22 protein-coding genes and 4 pseudogenes are annotated in these 22934 nt (G+C 60.6%); 9 read left to right on the top strand and 17 right to left on the bottom strand.

Going from position 1 to position 22934, the window contains the following annotated elements:
* Position 1: 1 nt before the first annotated feature.
* Together P6U16_RS16695 and gloB are read right to left on the bottom strand one after the other, a co-directional pair.
* Positions 2-445 (bottom strand): cupin domain-containing protein, encoded by a 444-nt coding sequence (locus P6U16_RS16695; protein WP_277701459.1) that lies wholly within the window; start codon positions 443-445, stop codon positions 2-4.
* Positions 445-1215, bottom strand: coding sequence for a hydroxyacylglutathione hydrolase (gene gloB / locus P6U16_RS16700; RefSeq protein ID WP_277701460.1), 771 nt, complete (start codon positions 1213-1215; stop codon positions 445-447). The genes P6U16_RS16695 and gloB overlap by 1 nt, the downstream gene beginning before the upstream one ends.
* Before the next feature lie 104 nt (positions 1216-1319).
* Between gloB and P6U16_RS16705 the strand changes: the two genes are divergently transcribed.
* Genes P6U16_RS16705 through P6U16_RS16715 form a run of 3 tightly spaced genes read left to right on the top strand, consistent with a single transcriptional unit; the run spans position 1320 to position 4220 of the window.
* Complete coding sequence (locus P6U16_RS16705; protein WP_277701461.1) at positions 1320-2138, top strand: class I SAM-dependent methyltransferase; 819 nt, start codon at positions 1320-1322, stop codon at positions 2136-2138.
* A gap of 49 nt (positions 2139-2187) precedes the next feature.
* On the top strand, positions 2188-3294 hold the full coding sequence (locus P6U16_RS16710) for a histidinol-phosphate transaminase (RefSeq protein ID WP_277701462.1): 1107 nt from the start codon (positions 2188-2190) through the stop codon (positions 3292-3294).
* Entirely contained in the window at positions 3294-4220 is a 927-nt protein-coding gene (locus tag P6U16_RS16715) for a prephenate/arogenate dehydrogenase family protein (protein WP_277701463.1), read from the top strand. The genes P6U16_RS16710 and P6U16_RS16715 overlap by 1 nt, the downstream gene beginning before the upstream one ends.
* 159 nt (positions 4221-4379) lie before the next feature.
* On the opposite strand, the gene P6U16_RS16720 is transcribed toward P6U16_RS16715, so the two are convergent.
* The 4 genes and pseudogenes from P6U16_RS16720 to P6U16_RS16735 all read right to left on the bottom strand — a co-directional run.
* Entirely contained in the window at positions 4380-4646 is a 267-nt protein-coding gene (locus P6U16_RS16720) for a hypothetical protein (RefSeq protein WP_277701464.1), read from the bottom strand.
* 72 nt (positions 4647-4718) lie between these two features.
* Complete coding sequence (locus P6U16_RS16725) at positions 4719-5261, bottom strand: hypothetical protein (protein WP_277701465.1); 543 nt, start codon at positions 5259-5261, stop codon at positions 4719-4721.
* Between the two features lie 588 nt (positions 5262-5849).
* A complete protein-coding gene (locus P6U16_RS16730) occupies positions 5850-6230 on the bottom strand; it encodes a DUF2125 domain-containing protein (RefSeq protein ID WP_277701466.1) in 381 nt (126 codons plus the stop codon).
* Between the two features lie 64 nt (positions 6231-6294).
* Positions 6295-6864, bottom strand: a pseudogene (locus P6U16_RS16735) (DUF2125 domain-containing protein); the annotation flags it as partial.
* Between P6U16_RS16735 and P6U16_RS16740 the strand changes: the two are divergent.
* On the top strand, positions 6800-7024 hold the full coding sequence (locus tag P6U16_RS16740; protein WP_277701467.1) for a hypothetical protein: 225 nt from the start codon (positions 6800-6802) through the stop codon (positions 7022-7024). The pseudogene P6U16_RS16735 and the gene P6U16_RS16740 sit on opposite strands and share 65 nt — an antisense overlap.
* A complete protein-coding gene (locus P6U16_RS16745; protein WP_277701468.1) occupies positions 7025-7606 on the top strand; it encodes a gamma-glutamylcyclotransferase in 582 nt (193 codons plus the stop codon). It abuts the gene before it with no gap.
* Here P6U16_RS16745 and P6U16_RS16750 read toward each other — a convergent pair.
* The 4 genes and pseudogenes from P6U16_RS16750 to ftsE form a co-directional block, all read right to left on the bottom strand.
* A pseudogene (locus P6U16_RS16750) lies at positions 7597-8381 on the bottom strand (1-acyl-sn-glycerol-3-phosphate acyltransferase). The gene P6U16_RS16745 and the pseudogene P6U16_RS16750 overlap by 10 nt on opposite strands.
* Before the next feature lie 95 nt (positions 8382-8476).
* Positions 8477-9166: a YdcF family protein gene (locus P6U16_RS16755; RefSeq protein WP_277701469.1), complete on the bottom strand. Its 690-nt coding sequence runs from the start codon at positions 9164-9166 to the stop codon at positions 8477-8479.
* A 109-nt stretch (positions 9167-9275) separates the two neighbouring features.
* The gene (locus tag P6U16_RS16760; RefSeq protein WP_277703884.1) at positions 9276-10163 is read right to left on the bottom strand and encodes an ABC transporter permease; all 888 of its coding nucleotides are present in this window, start codon (positions 10161-10163) and stop codon (positions 9276-9278) included.
* Between the two features lie 117 nt (positions 10164-10280).
* Positions 10281-10940 carry a cell division ATP-binding protein FtsE gene (ftsE, locus tag P6U16_RS16765; protein ID WP_277701470.1) on the bottom strand — a complete coding sequence of 220 codons (660 nt, stop codon included), beginning with the start codon at positions 10938-10940 and terminating at the stop codon, positions 10281-10283.
* 258 nt (positions 10941-11198) lie between these two features.
* Between ftsE and P6U16_RS16770 the strand changes: the two genes are divergently transcribed.
* The 3 genes from P6U16_RS16770 to P6U16_RS16780 all read left to right on the top strand — a co-directional run bounded on the left by P6U16_RS16770 (position 11199) and on the right by P6U16_RS16780 (position 12951).
* Positions 11199-11867: a hypothetical protein gene (locus P6U16_RS16770; RefSeq protein WP_277701471.1), complete on the top strand. Its 669-nt coding sequence runs from the start codon at positions 11199-11201 to the stop codon at positions 11865-11867.
* A gap of 45 nt (positions 11868-11912) precedes the next feature.
* Entirely contained in the window at positions 11913-12458 is a 546-nt protein-coding gene (gene hpt / locus P6U16_RS16775) for a hypoxanthine phosphoribosyltransferase (RefSeq protein WP_277701472.1), read from the top strand.
* 133 nt (positions 12459-12591) lie between these two features.
* Positions 12592-12951, top strand: coding sequence for a response regulator (locus tag P6U16_RS16780; protein ID WP_158475563.1), 360 nt, complete (start codon positions 12592-12594; stop codon positions 12949-12951).
* A gap of 222 nt (positions 12952-13173) precedes the next feature.
* Here the strand turns inward: P6U16_RS16780 and P6U16_RS16785 are convergent.
* From P6U16_RS16785 to argH, 4 genes and pseudogenes are all read right to left on the bottom strand, one after another.
* Positions 13174-15796: pseudogene (locus P6U16_RS16785) on the bottom strand (TIGR02302 family protein).
* Between the two features lie 184 nt (positions 15797-15980).
* The gene (gene lysA / locus P6U16_RS16790) at positions 15981-17249 is read right to left on the bottom strand and encodes a diaminopimelate decarboxylase (protein ID WP_277701473.1); all 1269 of its coding nucleotides are present in this window, start codon (positions 17247-17249) and stop codon (positions 15981-15983) included.
* A gap of 13 nt (positions 17250-17262) precedes the next feature.
* Positions 17263-17457 carry a lipoprotein gene (locus P6U16_RS16795; protein ID WP_277701474.1) on the bottom strand — a complete coding sequence of 65 codons (195 nt, stop codon included), beginning with the start codon at positions 17455-17457 and terminating at the stop codon, positions 17263-17265.
* Between the two features lie 95 nt (positions 17458-17552).
* Positions 17553-18956 (bottom strand): argininosuccinate lyase, encoded by a 1404-nt coding sequence (gene argH / locus P6U16_RS16800; protein ID WP_277701475.1) that lies wholly within the window; start codon positions 18954-18956, stop codon positions 17553-17555.
* Between the two features lie 31 nt (positions 18957-18987).
* Between argH and P6U16_RS16805 the strand changes: the two genes are divergently transcribed.
* Complete coding sequence (locus tag P6U16_RS16805; RefSeq protein WP_277701476.1) at positions 18988-19668, top strand: TlpA disulfide reductase family protein; 681 nt, start codon at positions 18988-18990, stop codon at positions 19666-19668.
* Positions 19669-19838: 170 nt separating this feature from the next.
* Here the strand turns inward: P6U16_RS16805 and P6U16_RS16810 are convergent.
* The 3 genes and pseudogenes from P6U16_RS16810 to P6U16_RS16820 all read right to left on the bottom strand — a co-directional run bounded on the left by P6U16_RS16810 (position 19839) and on the right by P6U16_RS16820 (position 22664).
* Positions 19839-20712: pseudogene (locus P6U16_RS16810) on the bottom strand (3-hydroxybutyryl-CoA dehydrogenase).
* Positions 20713-20961: 249 nt separating this feature from the next.
* The gene (locus P6U16_RS16815; protein ID WP_277701477.1) at positions 20962-21891 is read right to left on the bottom strand and encodes an electron transfer flavoprotein subunit alpha/FixB family protein; all 930 of its coding nucleotides are present in this window, start codon (positions 21889-21891) and stop codon (positions 20962-20964) included.
* A 23-nt stretch (positions 21892-21914) separates the two neighbouring features.
* Positions 21915-22664 carry an electron transfer flavoprotein subunit beta/FixA family protein gene (locus P6U16_RS16820; RefSeq protein ID WP_277701478.1) on the bottom strand — a complete coding sequence of 250 codons (750 nt, stop codon included), beginning with the start codon at positions 22662-22664 and terminating at the stop codon, positions 21915-21917.
* Positions 22665-22934 lie beyond the last annotated feature (270 nt).

Raw genomic sequence — 22934 nt, forward strand, 5'->3', positions numbered from 1 at the left:
TTTATTCCTTCGGAGGCTGCCAGTCTGGCGGCGCCATTTCAAAGGCTGAAAAGTCGAAGCCGGGCGAGACCGTACAGCCGACCAGCGTCCAGGCGCCGAGTGAGCTTGCCGATTGCCACCAGTTCGCAGGCACGACGATCTGCGGCATTTCCCCAAGCAGAATGTTCGAGCCGAGCTTGAACGCCTGTTCCGTCTTGCTGTCTTCCACGATCTTCAGTTCCAGCGGCGAACCGGCATAAAAATGCCAGACCTCGGCTGCATCGCGCACCCGGTGCCAGTGCGAGCGTTCGCCGCGTTCCAAGAGATAGTAGATGGCGGTCGAATGGCCGCGCGGGCCGCCGGCTGTGTCCTTGAAGGTCTGGATGTACCAGCCGCCCTCCGGATGCCGTTCCATCTTCAGCGTCTCTATGATCGCGCGCGCCGACAGCGGCAGTTGGACGTCCATCAGAAATGATCCTTGCGTTTGCGGATTTCAGCAAAGACTTCCGCGTCCGTCGCCGAGAGCATGTTGAGATGGGCGCGAATGCCGGCATCCTTGGGACGCAGGAACGGGCTTGTCTGTTTTTCAAGGCCGATGGTCGTCGGCGCGGTAAACCGTCCCTCCGCGCGTGCCGTCTCGATTTCCGCGACCCGGATCGTGAGGTCGGAGTTTTGCGGATCGATGGTCAGCGCGAAGCGGGCATTGCTCAGCGTATATTCGTGACCGAAATAAACCGCCGTATCATCCGGCAGCGCCATCAGTTTCTGGAGCGATGTCCACATATCGGCGGGCGTGCCTTCGAAGAGACGGCCGCATCCAAGCGCAAACAAAGTATCGGCGGCAAAGAGGAGCTTGTCGTCCGGCAAGTGAAAGCAGATATGGCCTGCCGTGTGGCCGGGCGTTTCGAAGACATTCACGGGGTGGCCGGCAAAATCGAACTGGTCGCCGTCGCCGACCTTCCTGTCGATTCCCGGAATTTTGTCCGCCTCGTGCACGGGGCCGGTTATGGTGGCGCCAAACCGGTCCTTGAGCGCCAGATTGGCCGCCACATGGTCCTGGTGATGGTGCGTCGTGAAGATCTGCGTCAGCGTCCAGCCGCGCCGCTCCAGGACGTCCAGAATCGGTGCTTCTTCCGGGGCATCGATCGAAGCCGTCTCGCCGCTCACGGGGTCATGGATCAGCACGCCGAAATTGTCGGTGCGACAGAGGAAGAGTTCGAGATCGAGCTTAGCCATTGGAATTCCTGGAAATGATGCCTGTGGGCGTGTCGGACGGGCCTGTGGCGTGAATGTAGTCGGCCGCGCCTTGAAGTCCAGCCGTTCCCGACTAACATAGGCACATGCACGCAGATATCGTCGATCTCCGCCAGTTCTATCATTCCCGCCTCGGACGCTTCGCCGAACAGTCGATCACCATGGCGCTTTCGTCGCTCTGGGCGAAGTTGCCGGAGGAGCGGCTGGTGGGCCTCGGCTATGCCGTGCCCTATCTCGAGCGCTTCCGGGCCGACACGGAACGCACCTTCGCCTTCATGCCGGCGGGGCAGGGCGCCGTGAACTGGCCGGTGGCTGAACTGTCCTCGACAGCGCTGATCTTCGACGAAGAGCTTCCCTTGCCGGATTCCTCGATCGATCGGGTTTTGATGGTGCATGCGCTGGAATTCGCCGAAAATCCGCGCGAGACGATGAAGGAACTGTGGCGGGTGCTGGCACCCGGCGGCAGGCTGGTGATCGTCGTGCCCAACCGGCGCGGGGTTTGGGCCCGAATGGAACACACGCCCTTCGGCTCGGGCCGGCCCTATTCGCGCGGACAACTGACCGCGCTCTTGCGCGAGACCAATTTCACGCCTGGCGCCTCTGCCGACGCGCTGTTCTTCCCGCCCTCGAAGCTGAAGACGGTGCTGAAGCTGCGGCGCGGCTTCGAGCGCATCGGTCGTTCGCTCTGGCCGATGTTCTCAGGCGTGATCATCGTCGAGGCGCAGAAGCGGCTGTACCAGGGTCTTCCGGTCGCTGCACGGGCTTCCCGCCGCGTCTTCGTGCCGGTTCTTGCGCCGCAGGGCGTGCCGACGACGCGGGAAAAGCATCCAGCAGGCCGCTTTGATCTGGTTCTGCGCATCCTTGCCGCATCCCGCGCCCTCGACAAAATCGGCGTTCCTCTTTAATGGCTGATGCTCGTTTCCAGTCTTTGCCTTGTCCCCGAAAGCCGAGCCCATGAACACCGAAAATCTCTCGCCCCTTCCACGTCCCGGTATCCTTGATATTGCCGCTTACGTGCCGGGCAAGGAGCATGCGCCGGGGGTTGCCAAGGTCTACAAGCTGTCATCCAACGAAACGCCGCTCGGCCCGAGCCCAAAGGCAATCGAGGCCTTCCAGAAGGCGGCGGGCAAGCTTGAAATCTATCCGGATGGCCTGGCCATGCAATTGCGCGAGGCGATCGGTTCCGTCTTCGGCCTGAACACAGCCAACCTGATGTGCGGCAATGGTTCGGACGAACTGCTTGGCCTTCTCTGCCACGTCTATCTCGGTGATGGCGACGAAGGCATCATCACCGAGCATGGCTTTCTCGTCTACAAGATCCAGATCATGGGCGCCGGCGCCACGCCTGTTGTCGTCAAGGAAAAGGATTGCCATGTCGATGTCGACGCGATCCTCGCAGCGGTAACACCGCGCACCAAAATCGTGTTTCTGGCCAATCCGGCCAACCCGACGGGCACCTATGTGCCGGTCAGCGAAATTCGCCGCCTGCAGGCCGGGCTGCCGAAGAACGTCATCCTCGTTCTCGATGCTGCCTATGCCGAATATGTCCGTCGCAACGACTACGAGGCCGGCCTCGAACTTGTGTCTTCCAACCAGAACGTTGTGATGACGCGGACCTTTTCGAAGATCCACGGACTGGCCGCGCTGCGCATCGGCTGGATGTATGCGCCGCTGCCGATCATCGATGCGCTGAACCGGGTGCGCGGGCCGTTCAACATGAATGGTCCGGCCATTGCCGCCGGTGCCGCCGCAATCCGCGACCAGGCCTTTGCCGCGACGGCGGTTGATCACAACCTGCTCTGGCTCGGCAAGGTCACGGGCGCCCTGTCGTCCATCGGCCTGACGGTCACGCCATCGGTCACCAATTTCGTGCTCATTCATTTTCCGGAGACCGAAGGAAAGCGCGCGGCCGATGCCGATGATTTCCTGACAAGCCGGGGCTTCATCCTGCGCGCCGTGCGTGGCTATGGTTTCCCGAACGCGCTGCGCATGACGATCGGCTCGGCCGAGGCCAATGAAGGCGTGATTGCAGCACTCACCGAATTCATGGGACGCCGGTGATGGCCAAGCAGTTTGAAACCATTGCGCTGATCGGCATCGGGCTCATCGGATCGTCGATCGCCCGGGAAATTCGCCACAAGGGTCTTGCCGGTTCCATCGTCGTTTCGACCCGCAGCGAAGCCACGTTGAAACGGGCCGAAGAACTGGGGCTGGGTGATCGCTATACGACATCAAGCGCCGACGCCGTGAAGGATGCCGATCTCGTCATCGTTTCCGTGCCGGTTGGGGCATCGGGAAGCGTTGCTGCCGAAATCGCCGCCCATCTGAAATCCGGCGCCATCGTCACCGATGTCGGCTCGACCAAAGCGTCGGTGATCGCGCAGATGAAACCGCATATGCCCGATGGCGTGCATTTCATTCCCGGCCATCCGATCGCCGGCACCGAATATTCCGGCCCGGATGCCGGGTTTATCGGCCTGTTCCAAGGGCGCTGGTGCATCCTGACGCCGCCGCCCGGTACGGACGATGCCGCCAAGGCGAAGCTGCGTGTCTTCTGGGAAGCGCTCGGCTCGATGGTCGACGAGATGGATCCGGAGCATCACGACAAGGTGCTGGCGATCGTCTCGCACCTGCCGCACATCATCGCCTACAATATCGTCGGCACGGCTGATGATCTGGAGGCGGTGACCGAATCGGAAGTGATCAAGTATTCGGCTTCCGGCTTTCGTGATTTCACCCGTCTAGCAGCTTCCGACCCGACCATGTGGCGCGACGTCTGCCTGCACAACAAGGACGCGATCCTTGAAATGCTGGCGCGGTTTTCCGAGGACCTTGCCTATCTGCAGCGGGCGATTCGATGGGGCGACGGCGACAAGCTGTTCGATCTCTTCACCCGCACCCGCGCCATCCGCCGCTCCATCGTCCAGGCCGGCCAGGACACCGACAAGGCCGACTTCGGGCGGCATGCGATGGAAGAGAAGAAGTAGACGGCTGGCATACGCCAGAACTCTCGTTTCGCCTAAAACGTGTGAATGTTCTCTGGCGGTTAGATCTTTGAGAAATCCACATTTTGATAAAATGCCCAAATGCTTATACGGCTATTTGCTGTCGCAGTTGTGCTTTTCATGATCAAAATGAGGGGCTGATTAGCTGTTGTCGCAGGTATTAGCTGTGAAAAAAGCATCCTTTCGCCTTTTTTCTTGAGTAATACCGACCTTCAAATCCCATTCGTAATTCCATTCACGAATTATTTTTGACGACTCCTCAAATTGGTCTCTCATTGCATTTTCGTTTAAAAATGCATCGTCACTGAGGGATTTGAAACTGGTCCACGAGGAGGTTTGCGCTGCGGCTAAGATCTTAGTCAGTCGCTCTGACTCGTGATCGGAAACTTTCAATATAAGCATCTTCACGGCCGCCTCCTTTGTGCCGGCAGTACATGACATCGGGATGTTGGATTCTGGCTTTAGCCGGGATTTCTGCAATCAAGCCGTCGAGCGGACAGCGCGCCCTTTGCGCTGTGCATCTACTGCCAATTTCCATTTGTCCCTAGCTGCGGAGTAAGAATCATCGACGCTCTCAAAGTCGAACTTAACGGGATTTCTTTCGTAGAATGCGCGGAAGGCCAACACCGTCGTGTTTTCTCGAAGGAAATCACATAGTGCCTTCCGAAACTTCCAAGGCTTCGCTTGCTTTGGTAAGCGTGCCAGCCAATGCCTTGACGGGCGACCGATTGCACAATCTGGAACCAAAGAATATCCTGACGGCAATGGATTTCTCGACATGACAGTGAGAAACAAGTCGAGTTCCTCGATCATTGCAAAACGAAGATCTACGCCGTTGAAATGCACCGATAGCAGGCACCAAGATTTCCTTTGCTCAAGGAAGGGATGATCAACTCTTTCGGGGCTTTTCGGTTGCCCGCTGTCGTTGGTACGTTGAACCCAGCCATAATATCTCGCACCCGCACGCCCACTCATGGGTGTGTCGGGGAAGTTGCGGTAGAGGTTGATCTTCGCAGATTTCATGGCTTGAATTCCGTTGGACCGCATTATTATGTGAGATCAGAATTTTGGAAGCAAGTCGTTGCCAATCTCTTGCCCCCGGCTTGCCCTCGCCGGCATCCAAAAGTCCGAAAACGGAATGAAATTTGAGATTGTTTCTGATTATCGCGTAAAGTGCAGCCACGTCATGTAAGCATAAGCGCAGAGTATTATCGTAATCACACCTACTGCTGCGCCAATGATGAACCGCAATAAAAAACTATGGCGAGGCCAATACGGTGTCCCGCGAGCCAGGCCTTGCTCGGCCTTGGAACGTCCTGAAATCCCTGACGGTTCATGGTTTTGACACGGCTGTTATTCTACCAGAAGACTGGACCGATGATTCTCGCGACTTGAGGCGAAACACCGAAGCCGATAATCGCGCCGCTCACAAGCAGAACGAAATTTCTTATCCAGATGTTGATACGCCGCAACTGCGAAGAGTCCGTTTTCATTCTCACACTCTTACTCGTCAACGGCAACTTATACCATCCCTGAAAACGTTGAGCACGGCAAGACGGATAAGAGCCGTGCAGGGCGCATGAGACGTCCCAAATGTGCGTTAAGGCCGCTTCACAACTGCGGCAGCACGCCGATCGGGATGAAGGCCAGAAACGCGGTGCCGTCGCGGACGTTGAGTTTGACGGTCGATTCGTTTTTTCCGTCGGCGAGTGCCTTCAGCATGTTGGCGATGTTGTTGATGAGGATGGTGCTGTCCTCGTCCGGAAATGCCTTCGTCAGGTTCTGGCGCCAGCCCTCGATGTTCTTCAGGGTCACGCTGAATTCCCCGGAGATGAAGCCCTCGCCGTCGACGCTGAACGGGCCGGTGATGGTGCCTAGCATGCCGTTGCCGAGATCGAGCGTCAGGTTGCGCATTTCGCCCTTGCTGTTGTAGAGCGCATCCGGTGCCGCTTGGCCGGCGTCCAGCAGGTTCGCCTTGTCCACCAGCGTCATGTCGATGCTGGCTTTGATGGGGAAGCAGGCTCTGGCTTGAGCCGGCCTTGATATCGAGGCCTGAAACGGAATAGGCGGCATCCAGATCGGGGCCGTTGCGGCGCATGTGGACTTCGCTGTGCTCGCTGGCAAAGGCGAGGCTCTCGCCGGTGCCTGTCATCAGCAGGGTGCCCGCGAGCTTGTCGGAGGCGATCGAGGTTCGGTCGAGGCCATCAAGAGTGGCCTTGAGGCTTGCATGCATCAGCGCCCAGTCTGCCGACATCGAAAGGCCGGGCGAGACCCGGATTTCGGCGGGCCCGTCCAGTTCGACGATGGCGTGGCCCGGCATGTAGACCTGCGCTGCGGTCCGTAGGGCTCCGAAAGAACCGGAAGCGGCAGCGCGCGTGTCGTCGATCCGCACGTTATCGCAGAAGACGCCGATCCGGAACGGGAAGCCGCGCACATCCATGCTGTCGCACTCCGCCGAAAAGCCGGTCGCTGTTCCGCTTTCCAGGAAGGCTGAGAGCCGGGTCTTGATCTGATGTGCCGCGAAAAACCAGGCGCCCGTGTAAAGCAGGATGACGACCACGATGCCGATGGCCAGCCGCCAGATCTTCCGGCTTGCCGGCGAGGCGGCGGTATCAGTGGCTGTCATGCAGTTCTCCAAGAGTTTCGCTTGTCAGGATGCTTTCGCGCCCGCGGACAAGTGGCATAAGGTCTGTTTTGCGCTTACTGGCGATTCCGCCAGGCTGGCGGGCTTTGGCAGTATTGAAGCAACCGCGATAAACTGGCGGATAGGCGCGGCCTTTTTGTGAATGGCAGTGGATATGGACGATTTTTGGGTCTTTGGCTACGGTTCCCTGATGTGGAACCCGGGCTTTGAATATCAAGAGAAAATGACGGCCCGAGCATTCGGCTATCGGCGCTCGCTGTGCGTCCGCTCGTGGGTGCATCGCGGAACCCAGGAAAAACCCGGTCTGGTGCTGGGGCTCGATCATGGCGGATCCTGCCGGGGCATGGCGTTTCGCGTCGCGCCTGATCTTAAGGAAGACGTCGTCGCCTATCTGCGCGAGCGTGAACTGGTCACGCATGTCTACAAGGAACGCAGCATGCCGGTTCTTCTGGCCGATGGTCGTCGAACCGCGGCGCTGACCTACGTCATCGACCGCGCCCATATCCAGTATGCCGGTGCACTATCGGTGGAGGAGGCCGCAGCTATCGTTGCCGGTGCCGAGGGGAAATCGGGAGCGAATCCCGATTATGTCTTGAATACGCTGTCGCATCTCAAGGAAATGGGCATTCGCGATCATTGGCTGGAAGAGGTGGCCAGCCTTCTTCCGCAGACGATAATTCCTACGGTTGCCGGTATGATCAACCGGAAACCGTATCAGCGCTGAAAGCCGAGTTCCTTCAGCCGCTGCACGGCGGTTGGTGGCAGGGGCAGGTGCGGATTGTTCCGTACCGTTTCGATCAGCAGCGCATCGCTCGCCGCTTCCGTCACATCGACCAGCCTCTGCAGAAACTCATCCGGATCGAGACCGGCTGGGATGGCGGGCAGGATGCGCACCTTGAAATGGCCGGGATACCGCAGGAACTTGCGGCGCGGCCAGAACAGGCCGGGGTGCATGGCAACGGGCACGACGGGCACGTCGAGATCGCGGTAGAGACGGGCAATGCCGTATTTATACTCCGGCGGCGAGCCAGGCGGGCGGCGGGTGCCTTCGGGGTAGATGATCAATTGACGGCCAGCGGCCATCTCTTCCTTGGCGCGGTTCATCACTGCTGTCATGACCCTGCCGCGGGCGCCGCGATCGACAGGTACCATGCGTTGTTTCTGCACATACCAGCCGAACAGCGGAATCCACATGAGTTCGCGCTTGAGGATGAAAAGAAGTCGCTCAGCCACGGCAGGAGCGCAAAGACGTCCCAGAAGGACTGGTGTTTCGGCGCGAAGATGTAACCGCCTTCGGGGATATTCTCGAGTCCCTCGATTTCGAAGGTCGTGCCCACCATCTTTTCCAGAAGCCAGTGATTGCTGCGCGCCCAGTTCTTCGGCACGACCAGCGCAGTCTTGCGCGACACCAGGAAGTAGAACGGCGTCAGCACGATCATCTGCAGGATCAGATTGGCGTAGAAGACGATGTTGAAGAGCACGGAACGCAGGATGATCATAAGCGAGGGCTTTCGCAGAATAGGGACGAACGCTGCGTACACGAATATTACGACAAGGAAAACTGCTGTTCCGGCGGACCTTATGTTTGTCCGCTTTATTGGTCAGCAGGCGGGATGGTGCCCTGCTCTGTCCGCAGGCCGCTCGGTGTCCGCGCACCGATCCAGTCCCTGATATAGGCGATGGAATATTTCGCGTATTCCGACAGGATGGTTCGCAGCGTCGTCGGGTTGCGCAGCCAGTTCTGGCTCTTTAGGTCGGAATTGACGACCGGATAGGCGATGAAACTGATATGCGGATTGGCCCGGCGCAATTCGAGCAGGCTGCGCGGCATATGATAATTGTTGGTGACGACAAGGATGCTCTCATAGCCATTGTCCCGGATCCAGTTGGCCGTCTCGTTGGCATTGCCGATCGTATCGATCGCGTCATGGCCGATATCGACGCAGCATTTGAACAGGTCAGCGGAGCTCTGCGTGTTGCGGCGGATCTGGGTGCCGGTTGTCGTCGGATGAACGCCGGAGATCAGCAGGCGCTTGCCGGCGCCGGATTTGAGAAGATCGACGGCCTGGTCGATGCGCTGGAAGCCGCCGGTCAAAACGACGATCGCATCGGCGACGGGCGCGGCGGGCGGCTGCAGCGAAGCCACCTCATCAGCGAAATACAGGAAGCCGGCGGCCATGATCCCGATGCAGATCAACAGCACATAGAAGATCAGCCGCACGAAGCGGCGCATGGGGCCCCTGCGCCTGCGGGCAAAACCAATGTTTTCCTGTCCTTCCGTCATGCCGTTTCCGTGCGTTCAGCCAGCCGTCGTGGCAACCCCTCGCAGAGCGATTGCGAAAGAGGGCTGATTCGAGTCTGGACGATCATCATGGCGAATTCCAGCATGGCGGCTAATTCTGGTGCGTGTCTGTTCGCGCCGGATCGGATCGGATCAGGTCGATTTCATAGATCGTCCGCATCACGGTGTAACGCGCGGTCAGCGTTGTCAAAAGCGCGATGACGATCATGATTGCGGCGATGCCGAGATAGCCCATCCAGCCGATCGCAAACGTGCCGAACAATGCGGTCGCCTGGTCGCTTTGCGGTGTGGCCAGCGCCCTTGCCTGCCAGAAGCTCGCTGCCGCAAAGCAGAGAGCTGCCAGCAACCCGCCTGCGCCAGCGCCTTTCAGGCTGATCTTCAGGAAATGCTTCTGGAATTCGGATGCCACGAAACTGGCTTCCGCACCGACGAAATGCAGAACCTCGACGATATGGCGGTTGCCCGAAAGCGTGCCGCGGGTGGCAAAGATCACGGTCAGCACCATGGCCGAGAAGACGAGCACCAGCACACCGGTGCCGATCAGCGCCGTCGTATGCGCCATGGCGATCAGCCGGTCGACCCAGGTCCTGTGGTCGTCGAGATAGGCCTGCGGGATCGCCTCCGTCAGCGCCTTGCGCATGGCGGCAAAGTCGGGCGGATTGCGTTCGTCGATGGTGATGATGACGAGGCGCGGAACGGGCAGTTCGTCGAGATCGAGACCTTCGCCAAGCCAGGGTTCGAGCAGCCGGGCGGTGGCTTCCTTGTCGACGATATTGCCGGCCGTCGTGCCGTCGAAGGTGAGGGCAAGATCGCGCGCATCGGCAAGCGCCTTGTCCATATCAAGCTTTTCATCGGGTTTGATCTGCACGGTGATTTCGCGCGAGATCTGGCTCTGCCAGCTTTCGGCCGTCGCCCGCACCATGCTGACGGCACCGAGCGTCAGGCAGGCGAGGAACGACATGATGGCGATCACCAGCATCAGCGCATTGCCGGAGACATTGGTGGAAGGCACGATCGGTGCTGTCGGCCGCACGCGTAGCGCGGTCTTGCGGGAGGGATCGGCCGGCTCTGCCGCCTGGCGTTTGGGGGAGGGGCCTTACTCATAGATATCGAGCCGCCCCTGCGACAGGATCATGCGGCGGGCCTCGACCTGATCCATCAGCGAAAGATCATGCGTGGCGATGACGACGGCAGTGCCGAGCCGGTTCAGTTCCATGAACAGATTGAGCAGGCGTCGCGCCATCGGCGGGTCGACATTGCCGGTCGGCTCGTCGGCGAGCAGGATTTCCGGGCGGTCGATCAACGCGCGGGCAATAGCGGCGCGCTGCTTTTCCCCGCCGGAAAGCACCGGTGGAAGCACATTGATGCGCTCACCGAGACCCACCCAGTTCAGGAGTTCCAGGACATCCGAGCGGTAGGTATGCTCCTCCTTACCGCGGACGCGTAGCGGAAGCGCGACGTTCTCGTAGGTGGTCAGGTGATCGAGCAGGCGGAAATCCTGAAAGACGATGCCGACGCGGCGGCGCAGCATCGGAAACTCCTCGCGCGGAATGGCGGAGATATTGCGGTCAAACATGCGGATCAGGCCGCGGGTCGGCTGCAGCGACAGGAACAGCAGCTTGAGCAGCGTGGTCTTGCCGGCGCCGGACGGGCCGGTCAGGAACTGGAACGACTTGCGCGGAATATCAAACGTGAGGTCGCGGAGAATTTCCGGTCCCATTCCATAGCGCAATCCGACATTTTCAAAATGAATCAACGGGCCAGCCCAGTTTCTCTTGTCGATTTTCTTATACGGCCATTCCGGCCGGCTCACCGCGCAAGCGCGAATGCCGTTCCAACATGGTTAAACAGGCGTTAATTTTCCATGAAAACACGCCGCTTTGAGGGCGCTCTTTCCGAAGCATTAACCATTTAGGTTTACGTCTCGGCAAGATTTGTTTCAATGCCCCGATTCTGGCTATCCGGAGTTCGGGACATCGCGCGGGCTTGGGCCCGTCTGCGGCAAGGAGAGGCGATGCACGCTTTCCGGTTCAACAGCAAGGATGCTGCGGCCTCCGTCGATCTCCTGCCGCCGGAGCGCACGCCGCGTTCTGTTGCAAAATCCTCAACGTCCCGGTCGCTGGACGTCGTCGATGTCGAGTTCGAGATTGTGCCGACGGTGACCCGGCGCGGTCCCTATCCGGTGTTCAACGATAACAGTCGCACGACTATCCGCGACAGCGCGTCCACGACGATGGCTCCATCCTTGCCGATGCGGGCGCTGCTTGGTCTCGAAACCATGCTGCAGATGGCCTCGCCGAAAACCTTCGCGGCGCTGGTCGCCGGCATTGGCGCCTCGACCTTCGTGTTCTTCATCGGCCTGCCGGGCGGTGCCGTGGCTGTTCCCTCGCCGCCGCTGGTGCTGGCGGATGTCAAAACCGCCGTCAATGAGGCGAACGGCATGAAGGTGCTGTCCGTCTTCGGCACGGTCGAAAACCGGTCCAATGCCCCGAAGGCGGTTCCGACCATTCTGGTCGATGTCATCTCCAATGGAAAACGCGTGACCGCCAGCCGCGTGTTGCCAGCATCCGATGCGCTGGGCGCAGGCGAAAGTCGTGCCTTTTCCACACGGCTGCTGCACACAGGTGGAAAACTGCCTGACGTGACCGTTTCCTTCGGTCAACCGGGTGTGTCTGCGCCCTGACTGTGCTAAGCGCCTCCCCAGAGTTGAGATTCCGGAGAAGTCCTTATGCCCGTCGTGCGTGGAAAAAACATCGATCCGCTTTATACCGCCGAGACGATTGCGGCCCGCAACATCGAAATGGCGCAGCAGATCGCGAAGGGACCGAACCACGATCTGCTGGTGATCGCGGTGCTGAAGGGCTCGTTCATTTTCGCCGCCGACCTCATCCGCGCCATGCACACGACCGGGCTTGCGCCCGAGGTCGAGTTCATCACCCTGTCGAGCTATGGCACCGGAACGGTGTCGCAGGGTGTGAAGATCATCAAGGATATCGACAGCGATGTGCACGACCGCGACGTGCTCCTGATCGACGACATTCTGGAATCCGGCCGCACGCTGCGTTTCGCCAAGGAGCTGATGTATGAGCGCGGCGCCCGCACGGTGACCATCGCCGTCCTGCTGGACAAGAAGGTGAAGCGCAGCACCGAGCTCGAGGCAGATTATGTCGGCTTCGAATGCCCGGATTATTTTGTCGTCGGCTATGGCATGGACGTCGCCTATGCCTTCCGCGAACTGCCCTTCGTGGGGATCGTAACTGGCGACGCTGCCTGATCAGCGGCACCGTCACGACCGGCTGACCCGTCAGATCAAACCGCCGGCCGTTTACGAAAAGCAAACGAAGAACTGGTTTCTTGGCCCCCATGACGTGCCGCTATCGGAGCGCACGATGCTGACGGGAGCCATGATGGCAAAGATCCTGATTACCGAAGATGAGGACAGCCTGCGCCGTTTCGTTGCCCGGGCGCTGCAACTGGACGGTCATGAAACAGTCGAGGCGGCCGATGGCGCCGATGGTTTGGCGCAGCTCCACGACCAGAGTTTTGACCTGCTGCTCTCCGATATCCGCATGCCCGTCATGGACGGCATCGAGCTCGCCCTCAAGGCATCCGCCGCCTTTCCGGCGCTGAAAATCCTGCTGATGACCGGCTATGCCGAGCAGCGCGAGCGGGCCGACAATCTTTCCGGCAAGGTCATCGACGTCGTGTCTAAGCCATTTACACTGCCGGATATCCGCAAGGCGGTTGCGGTGGCGCTGGCGGCTTGAGGGGTGTTTAAAGGGCAGTGTCTGAGGAAATTTTACCCCCTCTGTCACTGCGTGACATCTCCCCCACAAGGGGGAGATCATTCTTTTTCATCAAACTCTTCAAGTCAGGGACGCAGAATATGAGCGGTCAATCTCCACCCTTGTGGGGAGATGTCGGCGTAGCCGACAGAGGGGTATTTTCCGGCACTTCCGATACACGCCAAAAGGCGTGCGTTTTAGACCTCACCTGATATCCAGCAACCGTTCCAGATACTGCCGCTCCGTCTCCGGCGATGAATTCGTGCCCAGACGGCGGCGGATCTCTTCCAGGATTTCGCGTGCGCGTTGCGTGTCGATCTCGTCCGGCACCTTGACCTGATCGCCGAAATCCGGGCCGGCATTCTGCTGGCGGCGGCCGAGCGGATCGCGGCCGTTCTGGCCGTATTGCGGGACGCCCTGTCCCTGGCCGGGGCCTTGTCCCTGGCCCTGCATCTGCTGCATCATGTCCTGTGCGCCTTCGCGCAGCGCCTGCAGCGCGCGGCCCTGGCTGCCGACGGCCTGTTCGCCCTGACCCTGGCCAAGAGCGCCCGCAGCGCCCTTCATTTCGCGGCCGGCCTGACCGAAACCCTTGCCGGGCTTGATGCCCATGCCCTCAAGTCCCTTCTGGATTTCGCCAAGCTGCTTGCCGAGCGCTTCCTGCTGGGCGCGCAGCTGCTTCAGCGCTTCCTTCAGCTGTTCGGCCGTCATCTGGTCGGTCGGGTTCTGTTCGCCGCCCGGCTGCTGTTGCTGGCCCGGATCCTGCGGCATGTCCTGGCCGAACAGTTCGTTGTCCTCGCCCTGCAGCGGGTCGCCGCGCTGCATGCGGTCGCGCAGGGCCTGGTCGAACTTGAATGTCTCGTCCATCAGTTGCTGCTGCTGCTGCATCAGTTCGCCGAGCTTATCCATCTGCTGGCGCATTTCGCTGTTTTCCTGGCCCTGCTGCTGTTGCGGCCTGCCGGCCTGCAGGTTGTTCATCATCCGCTGCATTTCGGACAGCATCTGGCGGGCCTGATCCTTTGCACCGGATTTCGCCAGATTCTCGATCTGGTCCATCATCTTTTCCAGGTCCTGCTGGCGCAGCGAATTGTTCGGCTCCGGTCGGGCCGCCATTTGCGGGTTCTTCATCGCCTGCTGGGCCAGGGCCTTCATGTATTCCTGCATGGCGTCGCGCAGTTCCTGCATCAGCTTGGCGATTTCTTCGTCGGACGCACCCTTTTCCAGCGCGTCGGACAGCGCCTGCTGCGCATCGCGCAGGCGGCGATCGGCGAGCGACAAGTCGCCATCCTCGATGCCGAGCGCGATTTCCCACAGGTGATCGGCGGCATCGCGCAGCATGTCGTCATTATAGGCCATTTCCATGCGGCTGCGGGCCGATTGCAGCAGGAGGTAATGGGTCAGGTTCGGAATGTTCTCGTCCGGGCGGACCATCACGGCATCATTGAGATCGAGCGCCCGGGAAGCTCCTTGGCATTCAACGCAAAGACCTGCCGCTGTTCGGCAACGGCGCCGGCGAGCGGCTCGAAGAATTGACGCCCCGGCAGCACCATGTCCTGCGGAACGCTGCGGCCTTCCTGGCCGGCGGCATCGCGGGCGACCAGCGTGATGCGGACGCGCTTTCCGGACAGCGGATGTTCGCTGAGATTGCGGCTCGTCAGCCCCTTGGCGTCGCGCGCGTTGCGGCGCGGCAGATCGAGGCGGTATTCGGGTAGCGGATAAAGCGGTTTGGCGTCCGCTGCGGGTGCCTCTAGCGGCTTGATCTCCGCCCAGGCCTGCTGCAGCCCGTAATCGTCCTTGGCGAGAAAGCCGATTTCCAGTGCGGCATTGACGGTACCGCGTGGCAGGCCGTCGAAGGCAATCTCCGGCACGCTGTCGGGAATGACCGTGAAATTCCACTGCCGCCCGCCGACATCGAGCGCGCCGTCGCGGGTGATCTTGTAGAGGTGGGTTTCGCCCTGTGCAGGCACCGGTACGGCCGCTGCGGTCTCGACCGGTTTTTCCGCGGTCTCTGTCGCTGCCTTTACCTCTTCGGCCGCAATAACGATCGGCGCGGCGGCGTCTTTTCCAGATAGGTGACCGGCGTCGAACCAGCAGCGCTGGTGATGCGCACCGTCACGTCGCTGAATTGCGGGATGCGCAGTGCGTCCGTGTTTGCCTGCTCGCCGGCCTGGTTGCCGGTGAGGAAAATCGGTGCGCGCCCGGTATAGGCGGGCGGCGTCACCCAGGCGTCAATGCGGATATCGGGCTTCGACACCACCGGCTGTGGCAGATGGACGACATCGGCCAAAAGGCCGGCGCGGTTGGAATAGGAATAGACGAAGGCGACGCAGACGAGGAGCACGGGGATGGCCCGAAGCGCAAAGGGATCGTGCCGGGCGATATCCGGTCGCGGCATGCCCGCGTCAAGCGCGCCGATCATGCGCGCCATGCGCTTCTGGTGTTCCTGCCAAAGCGCAAGGCCAAAGGCGCCATCCGTTGCCGGCTGGTCTTCCTGCACGCGGATCGCCTGATGCGGCAGAGCATTGCGAGCCTCGAGCATGCGATCCGCTTCGGACACATCCGGCCAGCGGATGCGGGCAAGCGGGATCAGAAGCAGGATGAAGGCGATGGCAAAGGCAAAGAGGGCGAGGCCATGCAGCCATGTTGGAACGCTGCGGAAAAAGCCGAACCATACCGTAGAAAGAAAGAGCATGACGACGATTGCCGGGGGAACGGCGCGCGGCACGCTCTGTTCTGCAACGAGAACGAGACGGGCGAGGAAGCGTTTCACGCCCAGCAGACTGGCGAGCCGGATCTGTGAGTCTGGTGCATCCCGCCGGATTTCCGTCATCCGTTGCTCTTCCTTTTCACGCCTGCGCGTAGCGGCGCATTTCCGACCAACAGGCCAGACCGATTACGAGCAAAGGATAACACTCTTTGTGGCGAAGACGAGGGCGACAACGAAATCGTGATCGAAAAGCGACCCTGTCGCGTCGCGCCGTCAACAGATGTGGTCCGATTGTGCCACCGGCCTGCTAGGCGAGCCAGTCCGGCACGGAATCGAGACCGATAAGGTCCTCATAGCTGGTGCGCGGGCGAATCACGTGGAAGCGGTCGCCGCTGACCAGAACTTCAGGCACCAGAAGCCGCGTGTTGTAGGTGCCCGCCTGCACGGCGCCATAGGCTCCGGCCGAACCGACCGCGATCAGGTCGCCGGGCTTCGGCATGGCCATTTCCCGGTCGAGTGCCAGATAATCGCCGGTCTCGCAGACCGGGCCGACGATATCGGCCTTGATGCGCGGCGCGTTGGCGGCGGAAATCCGCACCGGGCGGATCTCGTGATAGGCCTCGTAAAGCGTCGGGCGGATCAGATCGTTCATCGCCCCATCGACGATGACGAAGGTCTTCGAGCCGCCGTCCTTCACATAGATGACTTCCGTCACCAGGATTCCGGCATTGCCGACGATCAGCCGACCGGGCTCCATGACGATCTTGCAGTCAAGCGTGCGCAGCTGGTTCTTGACGATTTCGGCATACGCATCCGGTAGCGGCGGCGGGTTGTTGTCTTCCTTGTAGGGGATGCCGAGGCCACCGCCGACATCGACGTGGTCGATCGCATGGCCGTCGGACCGCAGCGAATCAACGAGTTCGCGCAAAAGCTTGAAGGCTTCCTCGAAGGGCTGCAGATCGGTGATCTGGCTGCCGATGTGCATATCGATGCCGGTGACCTTGATGCCCGGCAGGGCCGCGGCATGGGCGTAGACGGCCCGCGCGCGCTCATAGGAAATGCCGAACTTGTTTTCCTTCTTGCCGGTCGAAATCTTGGCGTGGGTCCGAGCATCGACATCAGGGTTGATGCGGAAGGAGACATGCGCCTTCTTGCCCTCGCGCACGGCACGCGCGTTCAGCACTTCCAGTTCCGGCTCGGATTCGACATTGAAGCAATAAATGCCGGCGTCGAGCGCGAGATCCATCTCCGCAGCCGTCTTGCCGACGCCGGAGAACATGATGCGCGAGGCGGGGATACCGGCGGCAAGCGCCCGGCGCAGTTCGCCGCCCGAGACCACATCGACCCCGGCACCAAGCCGGCCGAGGGTCTTCAATACGGCCTGGTTTGAATTGGCCTTCATCGCATAGCAGACCATCGCATCGACATCAGCGAAAGCCTTGGAGAAGACCGAATAGTGGCGCTCGAGCGTCGCAGTCGAATAGCAGTAGAAGGGCGTGCCAACGGCCTTGGCGATGTCGGTTATGGCTACGTCTTCCGCATGGAGAACGCCGTTGCGATGTTCGAAATGGTTCAAGGGAGTGCTCTGACTAGAGGAGGGGATCGAGAAGGAAGGGCCGGTCTTCGGCTTCCTGTTTCGTCTCTGCCGTGCCGGCGGGCGTCTTGGTGTTCAACGGCGTGCTCATGCCCGGCCGGTCGAGGTCGCCCTTGCGGCCGCAGCCCGAAAGCGCGACGCTGGCTGCAGCCAGCCCGACGAGGAGATAAACTGTGTTTCGCAGAAGCATGGAACTCTTTCCCGGCCCGGAAGATCGGCCATTCCTACAATTCGTCAGAACTCATAACGAGTTTTCAGGATGTTGTGCACCCTGAATCTTGTGTCTCAGTTTCGCGCGCGCCACCAGGCGATCTGCTTGCGCACTTCGCTCGGTGCCGTGCCGCCGAAGGATGTGCGGCTGGCGACCGAGGCTTCCACGGTCAGCACGCCAAAAACCTTGTCGGTGATGGCAGGATTGAGCGCCTGCAGGTCTTCCAGCGAGAGCTCGGCCAGTTCGCAACCCTTCGTCTCGGCAAGCGCAACCGCATGGCCGGTCACGTGATGGGCGTCGCGGAAGGGCAGGCCGGCCTCGCGCACCAGCCAGTCGGCGAGATCGGTGGCGGTGGAATAGCCGGAGCCGGCAGCCGCCTTCATACGGTCGGTGCGGATGGTCATGTCGCGCACCATGCCGGTCATGGCGGCGATCGCCAGTTCCAGGCTTTCAGCCGAATCGAAGACCTGCTCCTTGTCTTCCTGCATGTCCTTGGAATAGGCGAGCGGCAGGCCCTTCATGACGGTGAGCAGCGCGATCAGCGAGCCGTTGATGCGGCCGGTCTTGGCGCGCACCAGTTCGGCGGCGTCGGGGTTCTTCTTCTGCGGCATGATCGAGGAGCCGGTCGAAAACGCGTCCGACAGGCGGATGAAGCCGAATTGCGGCGTCGACCAGATGACGATCTCTTCGGCGAGCCGCGAAAGGTGCACCGCGCAGATCGAGGCCAGCGCCAGGAATTCCAGCGCGAAATCGCGGTCGGAGACGGTGTCGATCGAATTGCGGGTTGGCTCGCGGAAACCGAGCGCCCTCGCCGTCATGTGGCGGTCGATCGGAAAGCCGGTGCCGGCAAGGGCGGCAGCGCCGATCGGGCTTTCATCCATGTGCTCGATCGCGTGGCGGACGCGCGACCTGTCGCGACCGAACATTTCGACATAGGCCATGCAGTGATGACCGAAGGTCACCGGCTGGGCGGTCTGCAGATGGGTGAAGCCGGGCATGACGGTGTCGGCATGCTCTTCCGCGCGGTCGAGAAAGGCGGCGATCAGGCCGGTCAGCATCGTCTCGCATTTCTGCAGTTCTTCCTTCACCCACAAGCGAAAATCGAGCGCCACCTGGTCATTGCGCGAGCGGGCGGTGTGCAGGCGTCCGGCGGCCGGGCCGATCAGGGTCGCAAGCCGTGCCTCGATGTTCATATGGATGTCTTCGAGGCGACGGGAGAATTCGAACTGGCCGCTTTCGATCTCTGACAGGATCGTGTCGAGACCGTGAACGATCTTGTCTTTATCGTCGTTGGAAATGATGCCTTGATGGGCCAGCATGGTGGCATGCGCTATTGAGCCGCGGATATCCTGTGCGAAAAGCTTCTTGTCGAAGCCGATCGAGGCATTTATCTCCTCCATGATCGCATCCGGCCCCGAGGCGAAGCGTCCGCCCCACATCTGGTTGGAGGATTTGGTCTCAGAGATGCCGTCAGCCATGAACAATGCCCGCCTTGGAGAATGATCCGTCTTGGAAAATCAAACGACAGACCCGAAGAAACGCCTTTCGGCCGCCAGGCTGGTGGCGATTGCCGCCATTGCCGGGCTTTTTGCCGGTGCGGCAGGGGTATACGTGATCGAAACCCGGTCTGGCAAGGCGACAGTCGCGGAAACCGCTGATGCTGGGCGCTGCGAAGCGGCCAAGGACAAGGTGGCGGCGATCACGCCGTTCCTGAAAGGCCAGGTCGCCGCCATGGCGCCTGTCAGCGAGCCGCGCCCGCTTGCCGGGCTGACGTTCAAGAACAAGGATGGCAAGGACCTGACACTGGCCGATTTCGACGGGAAGACAGTCCTTCTCAATCTTTGGGCGACGTGGTGCGTGCCCTGCCGCGAGGAGATGCCGGCCCTGAATGCCCTGCAGCAGTCAGCAGGCAGCGACAAATTTGAAGTGGTCGCCGTCAATATCGATATCGGCGACGACGAGAAGCCAAAGGCCTTTCTTGACGAAACCAAGGTTCATGACCTCGGTTACTATCGTGATTCCTCGATGGGCGTCTTCAATGCGCTGAAGAAAGAGGGCCTCGCCTTCGGCCTGCCCGTGACGCTCTTGATGGACGACAAGGGGTGCCTGATTTCAGCAATGAACGGCCCAGCGGTCTGGGACAGCGAAGACGCCAAGGCTCTGGTGAAGGCGGCGATGGGCGGAAGCTAAGCCAAATTTCTGAGACTGGGCGGCATTCTCCCTCTTCTCCCCTGCGGGGAGAAGGTGCCCGAAGGGCGGATGAGGGGCCTTCCCGCGAATTCAGAATTTTCCGCACGACCCCCTCATTGCCTCGCATACCCTCGGCTCTTCTCCCCGCTGGGGAGAAGAGGGAACAGAGATCAACGCGTCGGAACCGGAACTTCGCCGCGATAATCGTAGAAACCGCGGCCGGATTTGCGGCCGAGCCAGCCGGCTTCGACATATTTGACCAGCAGCGGGCAGGGACGATATTTCGAGATCGGCGAGGCCGTCATGCAGGACCTGCATGATCGACAGGCACGTATCGAGACCGATGAAATCGGCAAGCTGCAGCGGCCCCATCGGGTGGTTTGCGCCGAGTTTCATCGCGGTATCGATGGCTTCGACCGAGCCGACGCCTTCATAGAGCGTGTAGATCGCCTCGTTGATCATCGGCAGCAGGATGCGGTTGACGATGAAGGCCGGGAAATCCTCGGCGACGGTGATCGTCTTGTCGAGCGCAGTGACGAATTGTTTGGCAGACGAGAAGGTTTCTTCCTCGGTGGCTATGCCGCGCACCAGCTCCACCAGCTTCATCACCGGGACCGGATTCATGAAGTGGATGCCCATGAAGCGTTCCGGCCGGTCGGTGGCTGAGGCGAGGCGGGTGATCGACAGCGACGAGGTGTTGGTCGCAAGGATGGCGTCAGCCTTCAGCACAGGACAGACCTGACCGTAGATCTTGCGCTTGACGGTTTCGTCCTCGGTTGCGGCCTCGATCACCAGGTCCATCGGCGAGAGGTCGTTGAGATCGGCGGATCCCTTGATCAGCGACAGCGCCTTCTTGCGCTCGTCATCGGTCATCTTGCCGGAGGAGACCTGGCGGGCGAGGTTGCCGTTGATCGTTGCAAGGCCTGCCTCGATGCGGTCTGCGGAAATATCGTAGATATGGACCTTGTAGCCGGCCACTGCCGATACCTGGGCTATGCCGCAGCCCATCTGCCCCGCGCCAACAATTCCGACATTCTTGATCATCGAGCCGATTTTCCATCATCAGGACGAAAGCGCGATTGCGACTTCCGTTTATGCAAAGACACCACTGGACCGGCCGGTCCGGTCCGGAGCCAGTGATAAAGCCATATGTCCTAATTTTCCAGCCTTTATTGATTGCTTCGCCGCAACTCTGCCATGTTCGCAAAGAGCAACTCCGGCCTTAAGGACAGGTAACAAAAAGGCGACCACGCCATCGACGTGATCGCCTGATTTTTTAGCGGATCAAGGCGTTCAGAGCGCCTTTTCGAGTTCCGGCAGGATCGTGAACAGGTCGCCGACGAGGCCGTAGTCCGCGACCTGGAAGATCGGGGCTTCCTCGTCCTTGTTGATGGCGACGATAACCTTCGAGTCCTTCATGCCGGCCAGGTGCTGGATGGCGCCGGAAATGCCGACCGCGATGTAGAGCTGCGGGGCAACGACCTTGCCGGTCTGGCCGACCTGCCAGTCGTTGGGGGCGTAACCGGCGTCGACCGCGGCGCGCGATGCGCCGACGGCGGCACCGAGCTTGTCGGCAACCGGAAGGATGACTTCCTGGAACTTCTCCGCGGAACCCAGCGCGCGACCACCCGAGATGATGATCTTGGCAGACGTCAGTTCCGGACGATCCGACGAGGACAGGGCATCCTTGACGAAGGTCGACAGGCCGGGGTTGGCCGCCGCCGAGATGCTCTCTACCGATGCCGAACCGCCTTCACCAGCGGAGGCGAACGAGGCCGTCCGCACGGTGATCACCTTCTTGGCCTCAGACGACTGTACCGTCTGGATGGCGTTGCCGGCATAGATCGGGCGCTTGAAGGTGTCGGCCGAGACAACCTCGGTGATTTCCGAGATCTGGGCGATGTCGAGCAGAGCGGCAACGCGCGGCAGCACGTTCTTGCCGACAGATGTCGCTGCCGAGATGATGGTGTCGTAGGAACCGGCGAGCGAGACGATCAGCGCTGCCAGCGGTTCTGCGAGGTTGTTGGCAAGGTCGTCGCTTTCGGCGAGCAGCACCTTGGAAACGCCGGAGAGTTTGGCAGCGGCATCGGCAGCACCCTGGGCGCCCTTGCCGGCGACCAGCACATGAACGTCGCCGCCGATCTTCGACGCTGCCGTCAGCGTCTTGGCGGTCTGGTCGGACAGGGTTGCGTTGTCGTGATCAGCCAGAAGAAGAATGGCCATGATGAAATCTCCTTTTCTGGACCTTAGAGGACGCCGGCTTCGTTTTTCAGCTTATCGACCAGCTCGGCGACGGACTTGACCTTGATGCCGGCCTTGCGGCCGCCTGGCTCCTCGGTCTTGAGAACCTTGAGGCGCGGCGTCGTGTCGACACCGAAATCGGCGGGCGTCTTCTTGTCGAGCGGCTTCTTCTTCGCCTTCATGATGTTCGGCAGCGAAGCGTAGCGCGGCTCGTTGAGGCGCAGGTCGGTAGTGACGACCGCCGGCAGCTTGATCTCGATGGTCTGCAGACCACCATCGACTTCGCGGGTGACCTCAGCCTTGCCGTCGCCGATCTCGATTTTCGAGGCAAAGGTGCCCTGCGCCCAGCCGAGCAGCGCCGACAGCATCTGTCCGGTCTGGTTCGAATCGTCGTCGATCGCCTGCTTGCCGACGATGATAAGCCCCGGCTGTTCTGCTTCCGCCACACCCTTGATGATCTTGGCAACCGCCAGCGGCTCGACCTGATCCTCGGTCTCGACCAAGATCGCCCGATCGGCGCCCATGGCCAGCGCCGTGCGCAACGTTTCCTCGGCCTTGGCCGGACCCACGGAGACGACGACGACTTCGGTTGCCTTGCCGGATTCCCGGAGGCGAAGGGCTTCCTCGACCGAGATTTCGTCGAACGGGTTCATCGACATCTTCACATTGGCGAGTTCGACGCCGGAACCATCCGGCTTGACGCGGATCTTCACGTTGTAGTCAACAACCCGCTTGACGGTGACGAGAACTTTCATGGAATCCTTCCTTCAGTGCGTTTGCAGGAAAATGCGCTTTAACGAAGCGGCCTGATTGTCGGTTGGCGACATCGATACGCGTTTTTCCCGAATTACAATCTTTGCCCGGGTGCGGCATATGGCTGTAAGCTCGGAATTTAAATGACGTTTACGTTCACGTCAATAAAATCATAGGCAAGATTTGTTTGATTGATGGAGCGGGCAGGCGCGTGGCCGGACTTTCCTCTGTTGAAGTCATTGAATTTGCGGCCCTGCGCCGGGCTCTCGATG

It is taken from the genome of Rhizobium sp. 32-5/1, from assembly GCF_029537235.1.
Lineage (GTDB): Bacteria > Pseudomonadota > Alphaproteobacteria > Rhizobiales > Rhizobiaceae > Pararhizobium.

What these genes read in the sequence shown, in the direction of transcription:
- P6U16_RS16695 (WP_277701459.1), bottom strand. Translation starts at nt 445, where the DNA reads ATGGACGTCCAACTGCCGCTGTCGGCGCGCGCGATCATAGAGACGCTG.
- gloB (WP_277701460.1), bottom strand. Translation starts at nt 1,215, where the DNA reads ATGGCTAAGCTCGATCTCGAACTCTTCCTCTGTCGCACCGACAATTTC.
- P6U16_RS16705 (WP_277701461.1), top strand. Translation starts at nt 1,320, where the DNA reads ATGCACGCAGATATCGTCGATCTCCGCCAGTTCTATCATTCCCGCCTC.
- P6U16_RS16710 (WP_277701462.1), top strand. Translation starts at nt 2,188, where the DNA reads ATGAACACCGAAAATCTCTCGCCCCTTCCACGTCCCGGTATCCTTGAT.
- P6U16_RS16715 (WP_277701463.1), top strand. Translation starts at nt 3,294, where the DNA reads ATGGCCAAGCAGTTTGAAACCATTGCGCTGATCGGCATCGGGCTCATC.
- P6U16_RS16725 (WP_277701465.1), bottom strand. Translation starts at nt 5,261, where the DNA reads ATGAAATCTGCGAAGATCAACCTCTACCGCAACTTCCCCGACACACCC.
- P6U16_RS16730 (WP_277701466.1), bottom strand. Translation starts at nt 6,230, where the DNA reads ATGACGCTGGTGGACAAGGCGAACCTGCTGGACGCCGGCCAAGCGGCA.
- P6U16_RS16740 (WP_277701467.1), top strand. Translation starts at nt 6,800, where the DNA reads ATGCCGATGGCCAGCCGCCAGATCTTCCGGCTTGCCGGCGAGGCGGCG.
- P6U16_RS16745 (WP_277701468.1), top strand. Translation starts at nt 7,025, where the DNA reads ATGGCAGTGGATATGGACGATTTTTGGGTCTTTGGCTACGGTTCCCTG.
- P6U16_RS16755 (WP_277701469.1), bottom strand. Translation starts at nt 9,166, where the DNA reads ATGACGGAAGGACAGGAAAACATTGGTTTTGCCCGCAGGCGCAGGGGC.
- P6U16_RS16760 (WP_277703884.1), bottom strand. Translation starts at nt 10,163, where the DNA reads ATGCTGGTGATCGCCATCATGTCGTTCCTCGCCTGCCTGACGCTCGGT.
- P6U16_RS16770 (WP_277701471.1), top strand. Translation starts at nt 11,199, where the DNA reads ATGCACGCTTTCCGGTTCAACAGCAAGGATGCTGCGGCCTCCGTCGAT.
- hpt (WP_277701472.1), top strand. Translation starts at nt 11,913, where the DNA reads ATGCCCGTCGTGCGTGGAAAAAACATCGATCCGCTTTATACCGCCGAG.
- P6U16_RS16780 (WP_158475563.1), top strand. Translation starts at nt 12,592, where the DNA reads ATGGCAAAGATCCTGATTACCGAAGATGAGGACAGCCTGCGCCGTTTC.
- P6U16_RS16795 (WP_277701474.1), bottom strand. Translation starts at nt 17,457, where the DNA reads ATGCTTCTGCGAAACACAGTTTATCTCCTCGTCGGGCTGGCTGCAGCC.
- argH (WP_277701475.1), bottom strand. Translation starts at nt 18,956, where the DNA reads ATGGCTGACGGCATCTCTGAGACCAAATCCTCCAACCAGATGTGGGGC.
- P6U16_RS16815 (WP_277701477.1), bottom strand. Translation starts at nt 21,891, where the DNA reads ATGGCCATTCTTCTTCTGGCTGATCACGACAACGCAACCCTGTCCGAC.
- P6U16_RS16820 (WP_277701478.1), bottom strand. Translation starts at nt 22,664, where the DNA reads ATGAAAGTTCTCGTCACCGTCAAGCGGGTTGTTGACTACAACGTGAAG.